This window comes from Limnohabitans parvus II-B4 (genome assembly GCF_003063455.1).
Classification (GTDB): domain Bacteria; phylum Pseudomonadota; class Gammaproteobacteria; order Burkholderiales; family Burkholderiaceae_C; genus Limnohabitans_A; species Limnohabitans_A parvus.
In genome coordinates this window covers 730,323-752,780 of the sequence record NZ_NESN01000001.1, presented here as the reverse complement: position 1 = coordinate 752,780, position 22,458 = coordinate 730,323, and the positions used below count along the sequence as shown (strand labels likewise).

At 60.6% G+C, this 22,458-nt stretch carries 19 protein-coding genes and 1 pseudogene; 17 read left to right on the top strand and 3 right to left on the bottom strand.

The features are described from left to right. Positions 1 to 10: 10 nt before the first annotated feature. Entirely contained in the window at positions 11 to 1,144 is a 1,134-nt protein-coding gene (locus B9Z37_RS03460; RefSeq protein ID WP_108311608.1) for a BMP family ABC transporter substrate-binding protein, read from the top strand. A 105-nt stretch (positions 1,145 to 1,249) separates the two neighbouring features. On the opposite strand, the gene B9Z37_RS03455 is transcribed toward B9Z37_RS03460, so the two are convergent. Further along, entirely contained in the window at positions 1,250 to 1,636 is a 387-nt protein-coding gene (locus tag B9Z37_RS03455) for a RidA family protein (RefSeq protein WP_108311607.1), read from the bottom strand. A gap of 151 nt (positions 1,637 to 1,787) precedes the next feature. Between B9Z37_RS03455 and B9Z37_RS03450 the strand changes: the two genes are divergently transcribed. From B9Z37_RS03450 to B9Z37_RS03385, 14 genes are all read left to right on the top strand, one after another. Then, entirely contained in the window at positions 1,788 to 3,323 is a 1,536-nt protein-coding gene (locus B9Z37_RS03450) for an ABC transporter substrate-binding protein (protein WP_108311606.1), read from the top strand. 26 nt (positions 3,324 to 3,349) lie between these two features. Then, a complete protein-coding gene (locus tag B9Z37_RS03445) occupies positions 3,350 to 4,309 on the top strand; it encodes an ABC transporter permease (RefSeq protein ID WP_108311605.1) in 960 nt (319 codons plus the stop codon). Further along, positions 4,302 to 5,144, top strand: coding sequence for an ABC transporter permease (locus B9Z37_RS03440; RefSeq protein ID WP_108311604.1), 843 nt, complete (start codon positions 4,302 to 4,304; stop codon positions 5,142 to 5,144). The genes B9Z37_RS03445 and B9Z37_RS03440 overlap by 8 nt, the downstream gene beginning before the upstream one ends. Continuing rightward, positions 5,141 to 6,169, top strand: coding sequence for an ABC transporter ATP-binding protein (locus B9Z37_RS03435; protein ID WP_108311603.1), 1,029 nt, complete (start codon positions 5,141 to 5,143; stop codon positions 6,167 to 6,169). The genes B9Z37_RS03440 and B9Z37_RS03435 overlap by 4 nt, the downstream gene beginning before the upstream one ends. Beyond that, positions 6,166 to 7,113: an ABC transporter ATP-binding protein gene (locus tag B9Z37_RS03430; RefSeq protein ID WP_108311602.1), complete on the top strand. Its 948-nt coding sequence runs from the start codon at positions 6,166 to 6,168 to the stop codon at positions 7,111 to 7,113. The genes B9Z37_RS03435 and B9Z37_RS03430 overlap by 4 nt, the downstream gene beginning before the upstream one ends. A 3-nt stretch (positions 7,114 to 7,116) precedes the next feature. Further along, a complete protein-coding gene (locus tag B9Z37_RS03425; protein WP_108311601.1) occupies positions 7,117 to 8,382 on the top strand; it encodes an amino acid deaminase in 1,266 nt (421 codons plus the stop codon). Between the two features lie 12 nt (positions 8,383 to 8,394). Beyond that, positions 8,395 to 9,309 carry a MurR/RpiR family transcriptional regulator gene (locus B9Z37_RS03420; RefSeq protein ID WP_108311600.1) on the top strand — a complete coding sequence of 305 codons (915 nt, stop codon included), beginning with the start codon at positions 8,395 to 8,397 and terminating at the stop codon, positions 9,307 to 9,309. Next, positions 9,306 to 10,727 (top strand): N-acyl-D-amino-acid deacylase family protein, encoded by a 1,422-nt coding sequence (locus B9Z37_RS03415; RefSeq protein WP_108311599.1) that lies wholly within the window; start codon positions 9,306 to 9,308, stop codon positions 10,725 to 10,727. Before B9Z37_RS03420 ends, B9Z37_RS03415 begins: the two co-directional genes overlap by 4 nt. Before the next feature lie 67 nt (positions 10,728 to 10,794). Beyond that, positions 10,795 to 11,844: an adenosine deaminase gene (locus B9Z37_RS03410; RefSeq protein WP_108311598.1), complete on the top strand. Its 1,050-nt coding sequence runs from the start codon at positions 10,795 to 10,797 to the stop codon at positions 11,842 to 11,844. A gap of 94 nt (positions 11,845 to 11,938) precedes the next feature. Then, positions 11,939 to 13,024, top strand: a complete 1,086-nt coding sequence (locus tag B9Z37_RS03405) for a BMP family ABC transporter substrate-binding protein (protein ID WP_108311597.1) — start codon at positions 11,939 to 11,941, stop codon at positions 13,022 to 13,024. A gap of 67 nt (positions 13,025 to 13,091) precedes the next feature. Beyond that, positions 13,092 to 13,661: a dCTP deaminase gene (dcd, locus tag B9Z37_RS03400; protein ID WP_019425458.1), complete on the top strand. Its 570-nt coding sequence runs from the start codon at positions 13,092 to 13,094 to the stop codon at positions 13,659 to 13,661. 54 nt (positions 13,662 to 13,715) lie between these two features. Next, a complete protein-coding gene (locus B9Z37_RS03395) occupies positions 13,716 to 15,167 on the top strand; it encodes a DEAD/DEAH box helicase (protein WP_108311596.1) in 1,452 nt (483 codons plus the stop codon). 114 nt (positions 15,168 to 15,281) lie between these two features. Continuing rightward, entirely contained in the window at positions 15,282 to 17,516 is a 2,235-nt protein-coding gene (locus tag B9Z37_RS03390) for a TonB-dependent receptor plug domain-containing protein (protein ID WP_108311595.1), read from the top strand. A 12-nt stretch (positions 17,517 to 17,528) separates the two neighbouring features. Further along, positions 17,529 to 18,404 (top strand): alpha/beta hydrolase, encoded by an 876-nt coding sequence (locus B9Z37_RS03385; RefSeq protein ID WP_108311594.1) that lies wholly within the window; start codon positions 17,529 to 17,531, stop codon positions 18,402 to 18,404. A 69-nt stretch (positions 18,405 to 18,473) separates the two neighbouring features. Here B9Z37_RS03385 and B9Z37_RS03380 read toward each other — a convergent pair whose 3' ends face one another. After that, on the bottom strand, positions 18,474 to 19,679 hold the full coding sequence (locus B9Z37_RS03380) for a M20 aminoacylase family protein (RefSeq protein ID WP_108311593.1): 1,206 nt from the start codon (positions 19,677 to 19,679) through the stop codon (positions 18,474 to 18,476). 24 nt (positions 19,680 to 19,703) lie between these two features. After that, the gene (locus tag B9Z37_RS03375) at positions 19,704 to 20,681 is read right to left on the bottom strand and encodes a Bug family tripartite tricarboxylate transporter substrate binding protein (protein WP_108311889.1); all 978 of its coding nucleotides are present in this window, start codon (positions 20,679 to 20,681) and stop codon (positions 19,704 to 19,706) included. 115 nt (positions 20,682 to 20,796) lie between these two features. Here B9Z37_RS03375 and B9Z37_RS03370 point away from each other — a divergent pair. Both B9Z37_RS03370 and B9Z37_RS03365 read left to right on the top strand, forming a co-directional pair. Beyond that, a pseudogene (locus B9Z37_RS03370) lies at positions 20,797 to 21,703 on the top strand (LysR family transcriptional regulator). Between the two features lie 19 nt (positions 21,704 to 21,722). Beyond that, complete coding sequence (locus B9Z37_RS03365; protein ID WP_108311592.1) at positions 21,723 to 22,454, top strand: sulfite exporter TauE/SafE family protein; 732 nt, start codon at positions 21,723 to 21,725, stop codon at positions 22,452 to 22,454. Positions 22,455 to 22,458: the final 4 nt, after the last annotated feature.

Below are 22,458 nucleotides of genomic sequence, written 5' to 3'. Positions count from 1 at the left end.
AGGACCTGACATGACAGACATCTCCAAGCGCTCCATCGTCAAGATGGTGGCCCTGACCGCTGTGGCCGCTGCCGCACTGGTTGGCTGTGGCAAAAAAGAAGAAGCCCCTAAGGCTGAAGCCCCCGCTGCGGCCAAGGCCGAGCCCCTGAAGATCGCGTTTGCCTATGTCGGCCCTGTGGGCGACGGCGGTTGGACCTTTGCGCACGACAACGGTCGCAAGGAAGTCGAAAAAGCCTTTGGCGACAAAGTGGTCACCACATTCGTCGAAAAAGTGCCAGAAAGCGCTGACGCTGAGCGCGTGATCCGCGACATGGTGGGCCAAGGCAACAAGCTGATTTTTGGCACCACCTTCGGGTACATGGAGCCCATGCTCAAAGTGGCCGCCGACAGCAAAGATGTGAAGTTTGAGCACGCCACCGGCTACAAAACCGCCGACAACATGCGCACTTACGACAGCCGCACCTACGAAGGCGCGTACATGGCTGGCGTGATCGCAGGCAAGATGACCAAGACCAACACCCTGGGTGTGGTGGCCTCGATCGCCATCCCTGAAGTGGTGCGCAACATCAACAGCTTCACCATGGGTGCCCAGTCGGTCAACCCCAAGGTCAAGACCAAAGTGGTGTGGGTCAATGAGTGGTTCAACCCACCGAAAGAAACCGAAGCCGCGACATCGCTGATCAACGGCGGCGCTGACGTGCTGATGCAAAACACCGACTCGTCGGCTGTGCTGCAGACCGCCGAAAAATTGGGCAAGCGCGCCTTTGGTTGGGACTCCGACATGACCGCCTACGGCCCTAAGGCTCACTTGGGTTCGGCCGTGATCAACTGGGGTCCTTACTACGTCAAGGCCGTGGGTGAAGCCCTGGAAGGCAAGTGGAGCACCGGTCAAAGCTGGTGGGGCGTGAAAGAAGGCGCGATCGACATGGTCAACGTGGCCGCTGACGTGCCCGAAGACACCAAGAAAAAGATCGACGAGATCAAGGCTGGTCTGAAAGACGGCAGCTTCACCATCTGGAAAGGCCCCATCAAGGACCAAGCTGGTAAAGAAGTGCTGGCCAAAGACGCTGTCGCTGACGACAAGTTCCTGGGCGGCGTGATGTTCTACGTCAAGGGCGTGGAAGGCAAGATTCCAGGCAAGTGATCGCCTGAGGGGCGGGCCCCTGCGTGCAGTCTGCATGCAGTGGTCCACATGAAAAAAGGCTGCAAGGGCTTTAGCCCTTGCAGCCTTTTTCACGTCCGGGCTTGTTCAGCGTGGCTTGTAGGCCGTGACGTCGATTTCGACTTTGGCATCGATCATCAACCGGGACTCCACCGTGGAGCGTGCAGGCCGATGTTCGCCAAAGCACTCCATATAGACGCGGTTGAAACTGCCGAAGTCACGCGCATCGTCGAGCCAGACGCTGACTTTGCAAACATCGTTCAAGGTGCACCCCGCCAAGGCCAGCGCTTGCTGGATGCGGACAAAGACCTGGCGTGTCTGGGCCTCAATGCCACCGGACACCACTTCGCCCTGGTCGTTGGTGGGCACCTGACCTGACACAAAAACGAAATCGCCAGCGCGTGTGGCGGGGGAAAGGGGGCGGGCCAGGCGATCTGACGCGATGGGGGAGGCCCCCAGCATTTCGACGGTCATGTGTTGTCTCCGTATCGGTTTTTGAAAAAAGAAAAGACATTATTCAACATTTATTTACAGGAAAACCCTGTTTCATCCGCGACCCAAATTCATTTATAGTCAAAAATGTAAAAAATTTACATTTTCTTCCCCCCACTTCTAGGAGACCTCCATGCTGCGTTTGCCTCGTCGACACCTGCTGACTCTGCTCTTGGCTGCACTGCCTTTTGCCTCTTTCGCTGCACCGCCCAAAGGGGGGGCGGCCAACTTGGCCATGATCGGTGAACCGCAAAGCTTGGACCCGATGGCTTCGACGGCGGATCTGGTGGGCACGATCATGCAGCACGTGTACGAGACGCTCTACACCTTTGACAGCAAATGGCACGCCACGCCCATGTTGGCCGACGGCATGCCCAAGGTTTCGGCAGACGGTTTGACCTATGCCATCAACATCCGCAAAGGCGTCAAGCTGCACAGTGGCCGTGACCTGGACGCGCAAGATGTGGTGGCCTCCCTCAAGCGCTGGATGGAGATGGCACCGCGCGGCAAATCGGTGGCCAAAGACACCGTGAGTCTGGAAGCCAAAGGCAGCCACGCCATCGAGTGGAAGTTCAGCGCACCCAGCGCTTCTTTGCTGGCCCAGCTGGCGCTGCCTTCTGGCATGGCGGTGATCATGGCCAAAGAGAGCATTGCCACGCCGCTGGTCTCGTTTGTGGGCACGGGCCCCTACAAATTCAAAGAGCGCCGTCCCGACCAGTATGTGGTCCTGTCCCGCTTTGAGGGCTACAGCGCTCGCAGCGAGGCCCCCAACGGTTATGGCGGCAAGCGTGAAGCCTTGCTGGACGAGCTGCGTTTTACACCCGTGCCCAATGCCAATACGCGTGTGGAAGGTGCTTTGGCTGGGCAGTTCCACTTTGCCGATCAACTGCCGACCGAGGCCTTGGCCCGTGTGGAAAAAGCAGGCCCCTCGGTGGTGCCGATCGTCACACCTTCGTTCGGCTTTCCTTACATGGTGTTCAACACCAAGGAAGGCGTGCTGGCCAACCAGGGCATTCGCCAGGCGATCCAGATCGCCATTGGCGAAGGTGAAATGCTGACAGCGGCCTATGGCGACAAGCGGTTCTTCACGGTGGAGGGCAACCACTTCCCACAGGGCACACCGTTTTACTCGACCGCAGGCACTGACCAATACAACAAGCAGGACGCCAAGCGCGCCAAGGACATGGCCGATAAAGCCGGTTACAAGGGCGAGACCATCCGCCTGTTGACCAGCCGCCAATACGAGTTTCACCACACCATGGTGCAGGTCATGGCCGAGCAGTTGCGGGCCGCCGGTTTCAAGCCCGAGATGCAAGTGGTGGACTGGGCCACTTTGGTGCAACGCCGTGGTGATTCGAAGGTGTGGGACATCTACATGACCCATTCGGGCCAGTTCCCCGAGCCCATGCTCTCGCCACCGCAGTTGGGTGAGGGCGCACCAGGCTGGTGGAGTTCTCCGGCCAAGGCCAAGGCGCTGGGTGACTTCAACCACCAGACCGATCCGGCCAAGCGTGCCCAGCTGTGGAATGCCGTGCAGCAAGTGGTGTACACCGAAGTGCCTTACATCAACGTGGGCAAGTTCAGCAGTTTGTCGGCACGCTCCAGCAAGCTGGAGGGCTACACCCCGTCGACCTGGCCGTTCTTCTGGAACACGGGCCTGGCCAAATAAACCGCAGGAACTGATCGATGTCCCGCATGTCCTGGGCCAGCCTGGGGCGCACTTTGCTGGGCCGCTTGGGCGGCATGCTGGCGGTGCTGTCCCTGGTGTCTGTGTTGGTGTTCCTGCTCACGCGGCTGGCCGCTGGCGACCCCATTGCGGTGTTGCTGGGCGACCAGGCTTCGCTGGAGGACATTGCACAGGCACGCCAGCGCTACGGACTCGATCAACCACTGGTCAGCCAATTCATGCTGTGGCTGGGTGAGGTGCTCCAAGGCAATCTGGGGCAATCGATCTTTTTGCAAATGCCGGTCACGCAAGTGCTGTGGGAGCGTGTCGAGCCCACGGCTTGTCTGGCTTTCCTGTCGGTGAGCTTGGCCATGCTGATCGGCGTGCCTTGCGGCATTGTGTCGGCCGTGTGGCGTGGGCGCTGGATTGACCAATGCGTGAGCACGCTGGCCATGCTGGGGGCGAGCATGCCCAGTTTCTGGATGGGCTTGATGGTCATCCAGTTGCTGGCGGTGGGCGCAGGCTGGTTTCCGGTGTCAGGGTATGGCGACCCTGGGGCGGGTTGGGCCACGCGCATCCACCATTTGATGCTGCCTGCCTTGGTGCTGGGCACACTCAATTCGGCCTTGATCATCCGGTTCACCCGCGCATCCATGCTGGACATCCTGAGCGAAGACTACATCCGCACGGCGCGTTCCAAAGGCTTGTCTGAAAGTGTGGTGGTGCTCAAGCACGCTTTGCTCAACGCCCTGGTGCCCATCCTGACGGTGCTGGGGCTGACGCTGGCCTTGATGATCGGTGGGGCCGTGGTGACCGAGACGGTGTTCAACCTGCCGGGCTTGGGCAATCTGGTGGTGCGTGCGGTGTTGCGCCGTGATTACCCGGTGATTCAGGGGGCCTTGCTGGCGATTGCCGGGGTGTACGTCATCATCAACTTTGTGATCGATGTCATGTATGTTTTTGTGGACCCTAGGGTGCGTCATGCTTGAGTGGCGTCGCACCTTGTCGCTGTTGTTTGCCCGCCGGGTGGTGCTGCTGGCCGTGCTGCTGCTGGGCTTGATGCTGTTCATGGCGGTGGCCGGGCAGTGGCTTTTGCCGCATGAGCCCATGGCCATGAAAGTCAGCATGCGCCTGAAGGCCCCCAGCTGGACCTACTGGAGCGGCACCGACGAATTGGGCCGTGACATCACCAGTCGGATTTTCTACGGGGCGCGTTATTCACTGGCCATTGGTGCAGGCACCGCCTTTTTGTCGGTGGTGCTGGGCACCTTGCTGGGTTTGCTGGCGGGGTTCTTCAAGCATCTCGATGCCGTGCTGATGCGCTGTGTGGATGCCATGATGGCTTTTCCGGACATCTTGCTGGGCATTGCGCTGGTGTCGATTTTGGGGGCCAGCCCGGTCAATGTGGTGCTGGCGCTGACCTTGGTGTACACGCCGCGTGTGGCCCGGGTGGTGCGCGCTTGCACCTTGGTGATTCGCGAGCTGCCCTATGTCGAGGCGGCCCGTGCCGTGGGCGTGAGCACCCCCAGGCTGCTGCGCGTGCACATCCTGCCCAACCTGATGTCGCCGATTCTGGTGCAGCTGAGTTTCATCTTTGCCTATGCCTTGCTGGCCGAGGCGGGCTTGTCCTTTTTGGGCGTCGGGGTGGGGGCAGAAATCCCCACCTGGGGCACCATGGTGGCGGCCAGCACCCAGCATGCCGATCGGGCCGTCTGGACACTTTTTTACCCCGGCATGGCGATTGTTTTGACCGCTTTGTCTTTGCAGTTGCTGGGCGATGGTGTGCGTGATTTGCTCGATCCCCGTTTGAAAGGCACGCCATGAACGCCCCCGAAGCCGCATCTGCTGTGCCACGCTTGCAGGTGCGCGATTTGACCACCACCCTGGTGCAGCGCGAGGGTGCGGTGCCTCTGGTGCGCGGGGTGAGTTTTGATTTGCATGCTGGACAAACGCTGGCGCTGGTGGGTGAGTCGGGCAGCGGCAAATCGCTCACGGCGCTCAGCCTCATGCGTTTGCTGGCACGCAATGCCCGCTGGCAATGTGGTGGGCAAGCCTTGTTCACCGATGCTGCTGGGCAGACACGCGATGTGCTGCAACTGAGCGAGGCCGAGATGCGCCAATGGCGCGGGCACCAGATGGCCATGATTTTTCAGGAGCCCATGACTTGTCTGAACCCGGTGCTGACGGTGGGTGAACAAATTGCCGAGTCGGTTCGCCTGCATTGGGGCTTGGACAAGCGCGCTGCACGCCTGCGCGCTTTGCAGGCGCTGGAGCAGGTGGAGATTCCTGCTGCGCGCCAGCGGCTGGACGAGTACCCGCACCAGTTGTCCGGTGGCATGCGCCAGCGCGTGATGATCGCCATGGCCATGGTTTGCGAGCCACAGGTCTTGATTGCCGACGAGCCGACGACGGCACTCGATGTGACCATTCAGGCGCAGATTTTGGCCTTGATGTCGCGTTTGCAGCGCGACACCGGCATGAGCATGCTGTTCATCACCCACAACCTGGGCGTGGTGGCGCACCACGCTGAACGTGTGGCGGTGATGTATGCCGGTCAGGTGGTCGAGCAGGCGGATGTGCATGCCTTGTTTGCGCAGCCTGCTCACCCCTACACACAAGGTCTGCTGGCGTGTCTGCCTGGTCGCGCCAGGCAGCGGTCATTGCAGGAGGGGCGTCGCATGGCCTTGCAGGACATTCCGGGCCAGGCCCCGGCAATGGACCGCTTGGGCGCAGGCTGCAGTTTTGCCGAGCGCTGCGCATACAGGCTGCCCCTTTGCAGTCTGCATGCCCCCGTTTGGCAAGGCGATGCGGCCCATGCCCGCGCGTGCCATCTGGAGCAGCAGTCATGAAGCCCATGCTGAAGATTGAGGACTTGTCGGTCGAGTTTGGCCGTGGGGCGCAGCGGGTGCGTGCGGTGCGCGGGGTGAGTTTTGACATTGCCCACGGCGAAACCCTGGGGCTGGTGGGTGAATCCGGCTCGGGCAAAAGCACCTTGGGCCGTGCGGTGTTGCAGCTGATTGCGGTCACTCAAGGGTCTGTGCAGCTGGATGGGCGTGAGCTTGTGGGCCTGAGCACCTCGCAAATGCGTCCTTTGCGGCGTGAAGTCCAAATGGTGTTCCAGGACCCCAGTCTGAACCCCCGTCAACGTGCTGGCGACATGCTGGACGAAGTGCTCAGCACGCACGCCCTGCATGGGGGTGCTGCGCGTGCCCCGCGCATTGCGCAGTTGCTGCAGCTGGTGGGGCTCAAGCCGGAGCACGCGAGCCGTTTTGCACACGAATTTTCAGGCGGACAAAAGCAGCGCCTGGGCATCGCCAGGGCCTTGGCGGCGGAGCCCCGTTTCATCGTGGCCGACGAGCCGCTGTCGGCGTTGGACATGTCGATTCAGGCGCAAATTGTCAATTTGCTGATCAGCTTGCGCGATCAGTTGGGATTGACGCTGCTGTTCATCTCGCACGACCTGGATGTGGTTCAGTACCTGTGCGACCGTGTGGTGGTGCTGTACCTGGGGCGTGTGATGGAGATCGCACCGACCACAGACCTGTTTGCATCGCCCGCGCACCCGTACACGCGCGCCTTGCTGTCGGCCGCGCCCATTCCCGATCCCGCGCAAGCGGCCCCCCGGGTTGAGTTGCAGGGCGATCCACCCAGCCCTTTGAACCCACCGTCCGGTTGTGTGTTTCGCACCCGTTGCCCCCATGCGGTGGCCGCCTGTGCCGACACCGTGCCCGAACTCACCCCCACCACAGCAGGCCGCCTGGTGGCCTGCTGGCGACATGAAGAATTGAACTGAGCCATGCAACTGAACCCAGCCTTCAAAGGCTATCCACCGCACCTTGACCCGATTAATCTGAAAGACGCCGGTCTGCAGGGTTGGCAATTGCTGCGGGGCGATTTGCCATTTCCGCTGGCCGTGCTCAAGGACTCTGCGCTGCAGCACAACCTGGACTGGATGCAGGATTTTTGCCGCACGCGTGGGTTGGACATCGCACCGCATGGCAAGACCACCATGTCGCCAGAGCTGTATGCCCGCCAGCTGGCGGCTGGCGCCTGGGGCATCAGTTTTGCCACGGTTTTTCAGGCGGCCTTGGGTGCGCGCCACGGTGTGCGCCGCATCATCATCGCCAACCAGGTGCTGCAGGCGGTGGACCTGGACAGCCTGTCGGCTTTGCTGCAAGCGCATGCAGGTTTGCAGGTTTATTTTTTGGTCGACTCGCTGGCCCAATTGCGTTTGATCGAAGCGTGGCGTGTTCAGCGGCAGTCCAGCACGGTGTTCACCGTGCTCGTGGAGCTGGGCCTTGAGGGCAAGCGAACAGGTTGCCGTGACCACCAGGAAGCACTTGCACTGGCGCAGGCCATCCGCCGCAGCCCGGCCGTGCAATTGGCGGGCATCGAGTGCTATGAAGGCGCTTTGGCCACTTGCCACCACGAGCATGACCGCGCCAGCGTGGCCGCCTTGATGGCACGCGTGCAGAAAATGGCGACTGCCTGCGAAGCCGACGATTGCTTTGAAACGGACGAGGTGCTGATCACGGCGGGTGGCTCGGCCATCTTCGACCTGGTGGCGGAACATTTGACCCCCCACTTGAGCCGACCTGTGCGGGGCATTTTGCGCTCGGGCTGTTACCTCACGCATGACCATGTGCAGTACCGCCAGCATTTGAAGTGTGTTGCAGAGCGCCTGAATTTGCGCGAGACCTTGCGCCCCGCCATTGAGCTGGTCAGCGTGGTCCAGTCTTGCCCTGAGCCGGGGCTGGCCATTTTGTCAATGGGCAAGCGCGATGTGTCGTACGACCTGGACATGCCGGTGCCCGAATGGCGGGCTCAGGTGGGCGATGCCCAAACCCGGGGTGTGCCTGCCCATTGGGCTGTGACTGCGCTGAACGATCAGCACGCCTATTTGCGCTTTGATGCGCAGGCGCCCGAAGACCAGCATCCGGTGGTGGGGCAATTGGTCGGTTGCGGCATTTCGCACCCTTGCACCACTTTTGATAAATGGCGCTGGATGCCGGTGGTGGACGATGCTTACCGCGTGGTGGATGCGGTGTCGGTGAACTTTTGAAAACCGTTCGCCATGACTGAGCACCACCCCTCTTTGCTGCAGCGATTGCAGACGGCCGCACCGGGCTTGCCCCGCGCTCAGCAGCAAGTGATTGCGGCCTTGCTTCAGGATCCGGAGGGTGCTTTGTCATTGAGTGTGGACGCCCTGGCCCGACAGGCCCAAGTGTCGATGCCCACCATCATGCGCACAGCGCGTCAACTGGGTTTTGAGGGGGTGCGTGAATTCAAGCTGGCTTTGGCGCAAGACCTGGCGCGCCATGCACCAGTGCACAGCTCGGTCACGATGCACGACAGCACCACCGACATCGTGCACAAAATCCTCAGCGGTGCGGCCGCGTCCATCACGGCCTTGCAACAGCAGCTGGACCCGCTGATCCTCGAAAAGGCCGCCAAGCTTTTGGCGAGCGCCGAGCGGATTGACTGTTATTCGGTGGGGGCCACCTCCGCTTTCATGGCCAGTGACTTGCAAGGCCGCTTGTTTCGACTGGGGCGGCATGCGCATGCGGTGCACGACGCGCATCAGCAACTCATCTCGGCCGCCACCTTGGGCCCTTCGGGTGTCGCCGTCGCGATCTCGCATGTGGGGCGCATGCCGTTCATGCTCGAAGCGGTGGGGTTTGCCCGATCACAAGGCGCCAAAGTCATCGCCATCACGCAGCCCGATACGGCTTTGGCCCAGATGGCCGATGTGGTGATTGGGGTCAGTGTTCCGCCCGATGCCGTGATGCGTGTGGGGACAGAGGCTTACATCGCCCATTTGCTGGTCATCGAGTTGCTGATGGTGCTGGTGCTGCAAGCCTTGGGGCCGGATGCCGCCAGGCACTTGGCACAGTTCAAGTCGGTGTTGCAGGCCCATGGTCAGGATGTGGACCAACACCCCACTGTGGACTGGGCCTGGTCCAGTGTTGAGAAAGATGCCCAAGCATGAAGACACTTTTGTTGCGCAACACGCAATTGGTCGATGGCACAGGCGCACCTGCACGGACCGCCGATGTCTGGGTGCGCGGTGACCGCATTGCCGCCATTGGCGAAAACCTGGCGGTTGCTGCCGACGAGGTGCTTGACGCGGGTGGCTTGACCGTCGCGCCGGGCTTCATCGACGTGCACACCCATGACGATGCCATCGTCCTGCGCGACCCGGGCATGCTGCCCAAATTGTCACAAGGGGTGACCACGGTCATCACGGGCAACTGTGGCTTGTCGCTGGTGCCATTGGTCAGTGATGCACCGGGGTCGCCGCTGGATTTGCTGCACACGTCCGAGTTCCGCTTTGCACATCTGAACGATTACGCCCAAGCCATTGCGGACAACCCGCCTGCGGTCAATGTCGGGGCCTTGATCGGTCACACCACCTTGCGCGCCAAGGTCATGCAAGACCTCACTCGGGCGGCAACACCTGAGGAAACCCGAGACATGGCCGCTTTGCTGGACGATGCTTTGGCCCACGGGGCTTTGGGCTTGTCTTCAGGGCTTTTTTACCAGCAGGCCTTTGCCGCTGATATGGCAGAAATGCAAGCCTTGACGCGTGTGGTCGGCCGCCATGGCGGCGTGTATGTGACGCACATCCGCAGCGAGATGGACGACATCTTGAATGCCATGCAGGAAGCGGCCGACACGGCGCAATCGGGCGCAGCCACCTGGATCATGTCGCACCACAAATGCGCAGGCCCCCGCAACTGGGGGCGCACGATCGAAACCCTGGCCTTGCTGGAGCGCCTGAGCCAACGCCAAAGCGTGGGCACCGATGTGTACCCTTACAGCGCAGGCTCGACCCTGCTGCGCGAGGACCTGGTGGACGGGGTCATTGACATCCTGATCACCCGCAGCGACACCCATCCGGAAATGGCAGGCCGTTATCTGGCGGACATTGCCCAAGAGTGGGGCACAGACCAGTTGCAGGCCTGCAGGCGGTTGATGCCCGGTGGGGCCTGCTATTTCCAGATGCGCGAAGACGATGTGCGCCGTGTGCTGGCTCACCCCATGAGCATGATCGGGTCCGACGGTTTGCCGCACGACGAACGCCCGCACCCGCGCCTGTGGGGCGCTTTTGCACGTGTTTTGGGGCATTACTGCCGTGATGAAAAACTGTTCAGCTTGCCCGAGGCGATCCACAAGATGACAGGCCTGTCTGCTCAGCGGTTTGGCCTGCACGATCGAGGTTTGCTGCGTGAGGGGGCGTTTGCCGATTTGGTGTTGCTGGACCCCGCTCGCATTCAGGACAAAGCCACTTACGAAAACCCCCGGCAAATGTGCGAAGGCATCGAGCGGGTCATGGTCAATGGCGAGTGGGCTTTCGCCTATGGCCAGGTTCAAGGGGCTGGAGCGGGACGATTTTTGTGCCGCTGATGACGCTGGGGCGCTGTGGTGGGGTGCTTGCGCTTAACATGGATGCCTGTTCACTTGGAGGCCGCTCATGTTCAAAGTCCATGCCATCGACCCACAACGCTTGCCCACCTTGCTCAAGCGCATGCCCAAGGCCGAGCTGCACATCCACATCGAAGGTTCGCTCGAACCCGAACTGATTTTTGCCTTGGCCAAGCGCAACGGCGTCACTCTGCCTTATGCCGATGTCGAGGCGCTGCGCAGCGCCTACGCCTTCACCAACCTGCAAAGTTTTCTGGACTTGTATTACGCCGGGGCCAGCGTGCTGCTGCACGAGCAGGACTTTTACGACATGGCCTGGGCCTATTTTGAAAAAGCCGCTGCAGACCATGTGGTGCGTGCCGAATTGTTTTTTGACCCGCAAACCCACACCGCCCGCGGCGTGGCCATGGGTGCGGTCATCGAAGGGCTGCAACGTGCCTGCCGCGATGCGCAGTCGCAGCTGGGCATCAGCGCCGATCTGATTTTGTGTTTCTTGCGCCACTTGTCCGAAGACGATGCCTTGGCCACATTGGAAGAGGCCATGCCTTGGCGCGACCAGTTCATCGGTGTCGGCTTGGATTCGAGCGAAGTGGGGCATCCGCCCGAGAAGTTTGCCCGCGTGTTTGCGCGTGCCCGCGAGCTGGGCCTGCACGTGGTGGCCCATGCGGGAGAGGAGGGGCCGCCAGCGTACATCTGGAGCGCCCTCGATGTCCTGAAAGTGGAGCGCATCGACCATGGCGTGCAAGCCATTCACGATGCGGCCCTGATGAAGCGCTTGGCCGACAGCCAGATGCCACTCACGGTCTGTCCGCTGTCCAACCTCAAGCTCTGTGTGTTCAAAAGCCTGACCGATCACAACCTAGGCCAGATGCTGGACGCGGGTCTGTGCGTCACGATCAACTCGGACGATCCGGCGTATTTTGGGGGCTATCTGAATGACAACTACCTGCAGACCTTCGCAGCCCTGCACCTGAATGCCCAGCAGGCCTACAGGCTGGCGGCCAACAGCATCGAAGCGAGCTTTGCGACGGATGAGCAAAAGCACCATTGGATGCATGAACTCAAAGGGTGCTTTCAGGGGTTTTCTGAACAGGACTGACGACCTCGGCACTCTTGCTAAAATCTCGTCCCCGAAGCCCGCTGCCCCGGCGGGTTTCGTTTTGTGTATCACCGGGGCCATGTAGAGGACTACCATGTATAAAAACCTCGCAGCCACGCTCGTGGCCGCCTGCTTTTTTCTTCCTGCCGCTCAGGCGCAAAACCCCAAACCAGCCACCGAGCCCCTCAAGGCCGGTTTTGTCTATGTCTCGCCCATCACCGAAGCGGGCTGGACGCGTCAACATGACGAGGGCCGCAAGGCTGTCGAAAAAGCTCTGGGCGATCAGGTCAAGACCACCTTTGTGGCCGATGTGCCCGAGGGCGCTGACGCCGAGCGCGTGATCCGCGACCTCGCTGGCCAAGGCCATCAGATCATCTTCACGCCCAGTTTTGGCTACATGGAGCCCACGCTGCGGGTGGCCAAAGACTTTCCCAACGTGAAGTTCGAGTCGGTTACCGGCTTCAAGACCGCGCCCAACGTGGCGGCCTCCAATGCCCGCTATTACGAGGGCCGCTATTTGGCGGGCATCGCGGCCGGGCGCATGACGCAAACGAATGTGGCGGGTTATGTGGCGGGCTTTCCGATTCCCGAAGTCCTCCAAGGCATCAACGCCTTCACGCTGGGCATGCGCTCAGTCAACCCCAAAGCCACTGTCAAGGTGGTCTGGCTCAACGCCTGGTTTGACCCACCGAAAGAGCGTGAAGCGGCCATGGCCTTGTTCAACCAAGATGTGGACGTGATTGCTTTTCACACCGGATCGACCGCTGTGATGGCCGCTGCTCAAGAGCGCGGCAAGATGGCTGTGGCATACCACTCTGACATGCGCAAGATTGGACCGGATGCCCAAATCATCGCGGTGACACACCAGTGGGGCGATTACTACACGGCCCGCGTCAAGGCCGCATTGGCCGGTCAGTGGAAATCGGGCAGCGTATGGGGCGGGGTGAAGGACGGCATGATCCGGGTGGGTGACTTCGGCCCCAAGGTGCCCAAGGCCGTGCAGGCTGAAATATTGACCCAGCAAAAAGCAGTGGGCACAGGCAAGCTGCAGCCCTTTGCTGGCCCGATCAGCGACAACGAGGGCAAGTTGGTCTTGCCTGCTGGGCAGACCCTGACAGACGCCCAAATTTTGGGCATGAACTACTTGGTGCAAGGGGTCGTGGGCCGCATCGCCCGCTGACTGGCCAGCCCGGAGCAGGGTCTCCGGGCAAGACTCTAAAATAGCCGGATCGTTACAAAGGCACACCATGAGCATCAAGAGCGACAAATGGATCCGCCGCATGGCAGAGCAGCACGGCATGATCGAGCCGTTTGAGCCCGGACAGATCCGCCAAAACGCGGCTGGCCAAAAAATTGTGAGCTACGGCACCAGCAGCTATGGCTACGACATCCGTTGTGCGCCGGAATTCAAGGTGTTCACCAACATCTACAGCACAGTGGTAGACCCCAAAAACTTTGACGAGCGCAGTTTTGTGGACATCGAAGGTGATGTCTGCATCATCCCGCCCAACAGTTTTGCCCTGGCCCGCACGGTGGAGTATTTCCGGATTCCGCGCAACGTGCTCACCATTTGCTTGGGCAAAAGCACTTACGCCCGCTGCGGCATCATCGTGAACGTGACGCCTTTTGAGCCCGAGTGGGAAGGCTATGTGACGCTGGAGTTCAGCAACACCACCCCTTTGCCTGCCAAGATTTATGCGGGTGAAGGTTGCGCCCAAGTTTTGTTCTTGGAAAGCGATGAAGTTTGCGAAACCAGCTACAAGGACCGGGGTGGCAAGTACCAGGGCCAAGTGGGTGTGACGCTCCCTAAAACCTGAGGCTCCCCCCTCGGTTTTTGGCCTGCCAGCCCAAAATGCGACAATAGCGGGTTAATGACCGACTCTTTTTCCAATTTATCGCTGGCGCCTACGCTGGCACGAGCCGTAGCCGAAATGGGCTACGAATCCATGACCCCTATCCAGGCCCAAGCCATTCCAGTGGTGTTGACGGGCCAGGACGTGATGGGCGCAGCCCAAACCGGCACAGGCAAAACGGCGGCTTTTTCGCTGCCCTTGTTGCAGCGCCTGCTCAAGCACGAAAACCCCTCCACCTCGCCCGCCCGTCACCCGGTACGCGCTTTGGTGCTCTTGCCCACGCGCGAGCTGGCCGACCAGGTCGCCCAACAAATCAAGATGTACGCCAAGTACACACAGCTGCGCAGCGCGGTGGTTTTTGGCGGCATGGACATGAAGCCCCAGACCCTGGAGCTGAAAAAAGGCGTCGAGGTGCTGGTCGCCACGCCGGGCCGTTTGCTCGACCACATCGAAGCCAAAAACGCGGTTTTGAACCAAGTGGAATATGTGGTGCTGGACGAAGCCGACCGCATGCTCGACATCGGCTTTTTGCCCGATCTGCAGCGCATTCTGAGCTTTTTGCCCAAGCAGCGCACCACCTTGCTGTTTTCGGCCACCTTCTCACCCGAAATCAAGCGCCTGGCTGGCAGCTACCTGCAAAACCCGATCACCATCGAAGTGGCCCGTCCCAACGAGACGGCTTCGACGGTTGAGCAGCGTTTTTACGCCGCGCAAGACGACGACAAGCGCCGCGTGATCCGCAAGGTGCTGGACGACCGGGGTATCAAGCAAGCCTTCATTTTTGTGAACAGCAAGCTCGGCTGCGGTCGCCTCGCCCGCTCTTTGGAGCGTGAAGGTCTGCGCACAGCCGCATTGCACGGTGACAAGAGCCAGGACGAGCGCCTGAAAGCGCTGGAAGCCTTCAAAAAGGGCGAAGTTGACTTGTTGGTGTGCACCGATGTGGCTGCTCGCGGTCTGGACATCAAAGATGTGCCAGCCGTGTTCAACTTCGATGTGCCTTTCAACGCCGAAGACTATGTGCACCGCATTGGCCGTACCGGCCGTGCCGGAGCTTCTGGTTTAGCGGTCACCTTGGTCAGTCCGTCTGACGCCCGCTTGGTGGGTGACATTGAAAAGCTGATCAAGAAAAAGCTGGAAGTGGAAACGCTGCAGCTCGACACCCGACCTGCAGGCCCAGCACCCGAAAAATGGGGCGAGCGTGCGGAAGACCGTCCCCGCTCGCGCGCCTCAGAGGGCCGTCGCCGCGAGCACGATCCCCGTGATGCACTGGATGCACCCCACGAGCGACGCGGTGGCTTCCGTCCTGCGCCGATCAACCGCGATCCATTTTTCCAAAAGCCTTACGAGCCAGCGGCGACCGACGTGCCGCCCAGCTGGGAACCCAGCGGACCTAAAACCGTTCGCTCCTCGATTTCGGCCAACATCAAGCCCAAGCGCAAAGTGGCGGCCTTGTTCAAATCCGGCGAGTAAGAGCCTGCGTTCGGCTTGTCTGACGGGCAAGCGCCTGCAGGATTGATCGGGTGGGAGTCCCGGTCTTTACCGGGTCGACAAACAGACGTCATTTGAGGCTGTCAAAATGGCTTCATGCGCGATACCTTCTCTCCATCTTCTTTCCCTGTCTTTTCTGAGCGTTTGACCGGGCACGGGCCCCACTTTTCGCTGGGCTTTGTCGCATCAGCGGTGGTCATGTTGTCCGCGCCGATGGGCGCCTTGGCCCAAGCCCCATCTGCAGCAGGTGTTGCCACCGACCTCGGGCAGGTCGAAATCCGAGGCAACCGCAACACCGACTCCGAAGCACGCCAAGAGTCCACGGCCTCCAAAATCGTGATTGGGCGTGAAGAGCTTGAAAAACAAGGTGATGCGACTTTGGGTGATGTGCTCAAGCGCTTGCCGGGCGTGACGGTGCAGGGCGCACCTGGCCGTGGCGGCGCCATTCGGATGCGCGGACTGGGTGGGGGCTACACCCAAATCTTGCTGGACGGTGAGCGCATGCCCCCAGGTTTTTCGGTCGACTCTTTGACCCCTGAACAGGTGGAGCGCATTGAGATTTTGCGAGCACCTACGGCCGAAACCGGCGCCCGCGCGATTGCAGGCACCATCAACATTGTGCTTCGCGAAGGCCGAAAAGCCACACCGGACGATTTGAAAATCACCCGCAGCCAAGAGCATGGCCAAGGCTCTAGCATGTTGAACTGGGTGCACAACCTCAACACTTCCCCCCTGAGCGGCACCTTCACGTTGTCGGCCATGGACAACCAGCGTGCTGACCAGAGTTTGACCGAGATCGATTCAGATTACCGGGATGACCAAGTGCGTTTGTCTGAATCTTCGGGCCGTCGCCAAGGCGTGCACGCCAATGCCCGCTTGCAGTGGAAAGGTGAGCAGGGCAAAACCCTGACCTTGACGCCATTTTTGATTTACTCCGAATACGCAGCTCAAGGTCGCATGGATGCCAGGCGGATCTCGTCAGCAGCCATCACCGATACAGCTTTAACCGACAACGAAAGCCGATATGCTGCCGCACGCTTGAACGGCCAGTGGGGGCAGCGCTTGTCGGCCGATGACCGCTTGGAAGTGCGTTTTGGGGTGGGTCAATCCAAATACGACCAGCACATCACGCAGACGGCTGTCCGCAGCACTGGGCTCTTGTCCAATGCGCTGGACGAGCAGCGCTTCACTGACCGCAGTACCAGCTTGAACGGCAAATGGACTCGTGTTCTGAACAATGGCCACCAGTGGGTCAGTGGTGTGGAGCACGAAGGGGTTCGGCGTGTTGAGGAGGCCAGCGCAGGTGCTGGTGACGAGAGCGGTAACTTAAAAGCCCGCACCGCCCGTTGGGCAGCCTACACCCAAGATGAATTCAAGATCAACCCCAACTGGTCGGCCTATGCAGGCCTTCGCTATGAAAGTATCTTGACCGAGGGGCAGGTGGGTGAAGAGTTCAGAAGCAACAAGAGCCAAGTTTGGACCCCCTTGCTTCATGCCATGTGGAAGCCCGATCCGGCCAAACGTGACCAAGTGCGCATGAGCCTGACGCGCAGTTACAAAACCCCCACGCTGTACAACATGGTCGCCCCCTTGCGTTATTCGCGCGACTATCAGCCGGACCTGTTTCCCAGCAACGTCCCCACCCAACCCGACCGGGTCGGCAACCCTGACTTGCGGCCTGAGTTGGCCACCGGCGTTGACCTGGGATTTGAGCGTTATCTGGAGGGCGGGGGTGTGCTCAGCGCCAACGTGTTCCGCCGCAATATCCAAGACCTGATCCGCTACCAGACCCGTTTGCAGAGCGTGTCTTGGTCCAGCCAACAGCGTTGGGTGTCCAGCCCCCAAAACGTGGGCGACGCCGTCACACAGGGTATCGAGCTGGAAGCTAAATTCCGATTGAACCAGGCGTGGACCGAGGCTTGGCCTGTGGACATCCGCAGCAACGTGAGTTTTTTCCGCTCCAAGGTCAAGGATGTGCCCGGCCCCGACAACCGATTGGACCAACAACCCAGCATGACCGCCAACTTAGGGGGCGACTACCGATTGAGGGGGGTGCCTCTGACCTTGGGGGGTAACGTCAATTGGAACCCCGACTACGATACGCGACGCAGTCAAGAGCAACTGTCTTACCAGGGCATCAAGCGCGTGGTGGACGTGTATGGTCAGTGGCGATTCTCGGCGGCGACCGCCCTGCGTTTGACGGTCAGCAATTTGTTGCCGCGTGACTATGAAACGGCCACCACTTTCAACATGGGTGTGCAGCAAGAGACGGCCCGCACCACCGACCGCAATTGGCGCAACATTCAGCTTCGTTTGGAAATGAAGATTTAAAAGGAGACAACCATGCCCATCAAAGACGCCGCCTGGCACGACCGCATGTACAACAACCGGGCCCTGGTGCCCGATTTTGCCGATCATTTCGAACACTGGAAAAACGCCTCGGCTCAAGCCCGCGACACGCTCAAGCCCCGCCTGGACGTTCCCTATGGTGAGGGTCCCAGTGAAACGTTGGACATCTTCCCTGCCGCCAAGGCCAACGCACCTGTGGTGATCTTCATTCACGGTGGTTACTGGCGCAGCCTGGACAAGTCAGACCATTCTTTTGTCGCACCAGCCTTGCGCGACATGGGTGCCTGTGTCGTGGTGGTGAATTACGCTTTGTGTCCTGGCAGTGATGCTCAGCCTGTCACAGTGCCCGATATCGCCCTGCAAATGGCGCGGGCCACCGCCTGGGTTTGGCGGCACATTGCCGAGCATGGTGGTGACCGCAACAACATCACCGTGATCGGTCATTCGGCTGGTGGTCACTTGGCAGCCATGTTGCTGGGCTGTGACTGGAAGGCCGTGGGGCGCGATTTGCCTGCGGGCCTGGTGCGTAAAACCATGTCGATTTCGGGCTTGTTTGATTTGGCCCCCGTGCGCAAGACGCCTTTTGTGCAGGGCGATCTGCGCTTGACGCCTCAGCATGTGCGCATGGCCAGCCCTGCCAAATGGCAGCGGCCCCGCAAGGGCGTTTTGTTCACTGTTGTGGGGGGTGATGAGAGCCCAGAGTTTTTGCGTCACAACCGCTTGATCCACCAGGCTTGGGGCCCCAAGACGGTGCCTGTCTGCGAAGAGTTGGCCGGGTTGAACCACTTCAGCGTGGTGACGGATTTGACCCGTGTCGGCAGCCGTTTGAATGCATTGGCCAAAACCTTGATCGAGCTGCCATCGGCCTGATCGAAACTGACGCTCCAAAAAAAGGGCAAGCCAGTAGGCTTGCCCTTTTGCTTGAAGGTTGTCGTGGTCTCAAGCCGGCAAGAAACGCTCGACCAGCAGTGACCAATACGCCGATCCCACGGCCACGTTCTTGTCGTTGAAGTCGTAGCCCGGGTTGTGCACCATGCACGCCCCATGGCCGTCACCCGTGCCATCGCCATTGCCAATCAGCAAATAGCTGCCCGGCACCTCTTCGAGCATGAAGGCGAAGTCTTCGCTGCCGTTCAGGGCGCGGCCTTGGCGCATCACTTTGTCTGCCCCCACCAGCTCTTCGGCCACATCGCGGGCGAAATCGGTTTCAGCCAAGTGGTTCACCAGCACCGGGTAGCCGCGTTGGTAGTCGATGTCGGCTGTCACGCCGTAGCTTTGGGCTTGCGCATGGACCAGCTCGGTGATGCGCTTTTCGAGCAGGATGCGCACATCGCGGTCCAGCGAGCGCACACTCAGTTTGAGCGTGGCGGTTTGCGGGATCACGTTGTTGGCCACGCCCGCATTGAACGCGCCCACCGTGATGATGGCCATCTGCTGTGGATCGACGTTGCGGGCCACGATGCTTTGCAGCCCCATGACGATGGCTGAGCCAGCCACCACCGGGTCAGCGGCCACATGCGGCATGGCGCCGTGCCCGCCTTTGCCGTGCAAGGTGATGGTCACGTTGTCCGAAGACGCCATGGCCGAGCCGTCGCGAAAGACCAGGTGGCCTTGCGGGTGTGTCGGCATGTTGTGCATGGCAAAGATGGCATTGCACGGGAAGCGCTTGAACAGCCCATCTTCCATCATCTTCTTAGCGCCGCCCAGACCTTCTTCGGCGGGCTGGAAGATCAGGTTCACGGTGCCCGAAAACTCACCTTTTTGGGCGATGTGCTTGGCTGCTGCCAGCAGCATGGCGGTGTGACCGTCATGGCCGCAGGCGTGCATGATGCCCACGTTGCAACTGGCGTAAGGCAGGCCGGTGGCCTCGTCAATTGGCAAAGCATCCATGTCGGCACGGATGCCGATGCTTTTCGTTCCTGAACCTTTTTTGAGCTGCCCGACCAGGCCCGTGCCGCCCAAACCTCGCGTGACTTGGTAGCCCCAGGCGCTCAATTGCTCGGCCACCAGATCGCTGGTGCGGTACTCCTTGTAGCCCATCTCTGGGTGCTTGTGGATGTCACGGCGCACCGCGATGAATTCATCCGCCTGGGCATGCAAGGCGTGCAGTTTGTCGTGCAGAAAAGCTTCGCTGGGTGCGTTCATGGAGGGCCTCTTGGGGGGAGTGGATTACTGAGCTTGCAGATTAATCGATTTGGCGATGGCGCGGTAGCGCTCGATGTCGCCAAGGTAAATGCGAGCCAGTTCCGTGGGGGTGCGTGAAGGCAACACCACGTTGCCGCTGGCTTCCAGTGCCTTGCGGGTTTCGGGCACTTCAGCGGCCGCATAAAAGGCCTTGTTCAGGGTGTTGACCACGGCGTCCGGGGTGTTTTTGTGCACTTGCACACCGGCCCAGATGTCAAAGTCCATGCCTTCCAGACCTTTCATGGCGGCCATGGCCGGGAACTGCTTGAACAGCGCGTGCGGGGTTTTGGCAGTCACGGCCAAGCCTTGGATCTTGCCGTCGATGAGGGTTTGCGGAATCGAGCCGGCCATGGGCAGAAAAGCCATGTCAATCTGGCCGCCCATCAGGTCGGTCAACAGCGGCGCAATGCCTTTGTAAGGCACATGCAGCATCTGGACTTTGGTGAGTTGGGAGAATTTTTCGCCCACCAGGTGGTACAGCGAGCCGGGGCCCACGCTGCCGTAGCTCAGGGGCTTGTCGGCATTCTTGCGGGCCAGTGCCAGCAGGTCGTCCACGGTTTTGATGTTGAGCGAGTTGCGCACCGCCAAGATGGTCGTGGTGGTGGCGAATTGCGCCACCAGCTTGAAGTCTTCGGATTTGTACTTCACGCCTTGGATGGCCATGGGAGCCAGCACCAACTCCATCGGGCTGCCCAAGCTCAGGGTGTAGCCGTCGGCTGGTGAGTTGACCAGTTTGGCCATGCCGATCGCACCACCGGCCCCGCCAATGTTCTCGATGATCATGGTCTGCCCCAGTTTGGCTGCTGCATCGGGCTGTACCTTGCGGGCAAAAAAGTCAGACGGCCCACCCGCTGGGTAGGGCACGATCAGGTTGATCGTTTTAGAAGGGTAGGTCTGCGCCATGGCAGGGCCAAAGGCGCTGGTGGCCACGACCAGGCTGCTGAGAAGGGTTTTGACGTTCATGATGTCTCCGGTTTGAGGTTCTGCATGGTTCAAGTGACCATGAGTGCATCGTAAAAATGCCAATTCAATGTGTCCAATGACTTATTTTTCTAATATTCATTCGTAAAATGAATGCATGAACCTCAGACACTTGGAGCATTGGCTGGCACTGGCCGAAACCGGCTCCTTCAGCCGTGCGGCAGAAAAGCTGCACATCACCCAGTCGGCCTTGAGCCGCAGCATCCAGGCGCTCGAAGATGACTTGGGCGGGATGTTGGTGGACCGCATCGGCAAAAAAAAATGAGCTGACGCCTTTGGGCCGCTCGGTGCTGGAGCGGGCAAGGCGCATCGTGCACGAAGCCCAAGAACTCAAAGAGGGCGCTGCCTTGCTGCAGCGAGGCGGACTGGGCACTTTGCGGGTGGGCTTGGGCTCTGGCCCCGGCGCGATGCTGATGACGCCTTGGCTGGTCTACATGGCCCGGCACCACCCCACGGTGCAGGTGACCGTCTCGCGCGGGTCTACCGAGCTGCAATTGACCCAGCTGCGCGAGCGGCAGCTCGACGCCTTGGTGGTGGACGTGCGGCAAGTGGAAGCCGCACCGGACTTGAAGATGGCCCATGTGGTGGAGATGCGAGCTGGATTCGTCTGCCGCCAGGGGCACCCGCTGCTCAGCCTTCACCCCGATGGCGTACCGTTTGACGCATTGCTGGCTTTCCCCATCGCCTCTATCCCGCTGTCGCAGGAGGTGGCCCGCTTGCTGGTGGACCACTATGGCCCTCAGGCCAACCCCGCACAAATGACCACCTTGCAGTGCGAAGACATCGCCAGCCTCATTGATGTGGTGGGGCAGACCGATGCGATTTACTTGGGCATCGTGGGTGCTGCGCGTGAGGGCATGGCCCAAGGTGGTTTGGTTGAGTTGCCGATGCAAACACCGCTGAAAGCGCAGGCTCGGCTGGGCCTCATCACCTTGGTCGGCCGCAGCGAGTTACCAGCCATGTCGGTGTTTGGTGAATTTGTCCAAAAACACTTGACCGATTGACGTTCAATAAGGAATCAGGATGCAAGAGTGGCTTTACCCCATGGGCGTGGTTTTGCTGGGTTACACGGTACTGGGGCTGACAGGCTTTGGCTCGGCGCTCGTCATCGTGCCGCTGCTGGCTTGGCAGTGGCCCTTGCCTGAGGTGGTGGCGCTGACATTGCTGATGGATGTGCCCGCTTCGGCTTTTCACAGTGGGCTGAACTGGCGGCAGGTGCAGTGGCGTGAGTTGCGGCGTTTGGTGCCCGGGCTGGTGGTGGGCACCTTGCTGGGCTTGTGGCTCATGCCGCATTTGCAGGCCAGCTGGCCACTCTTGCTGCTGGGCTTGTATGTGGCGGCTGTGGGCGTCAATGCCTTGCGCCCGGCGGCGCAGCGCACAGGGCTGCCCGCGCCCCTCTGGGCTTATCCGGTGGGCACGGCCATTGGCTTGGTTGAAATGCTTTTTGGCACCGCGGGGCCGCTCGTGGTGGCCTGGCTGAGTCGCCGTGTGGCCGATGTGCAGCAAATGCGTGCCAGCACACCCATGATCATCACCGTGGCCGCCAGCACCGTGCTGGCGGGTATGGGCTGGGAGGGGCGATTGAGCAGTGACCTGCTCTGGCAGCGCTGGCTGGTGCTGATCGGTGTGGCTTTGACCGGCGTCTGGTTGGGGCACCGCGTGGCACACCATGTGCCTGTGGCTCGGCTGCGACAGATCATTTGCGCCCTGTTGGTCGTCAGCGGCCTGATGCTGGCGCTGAGGGCTTTGCGCTGACGCT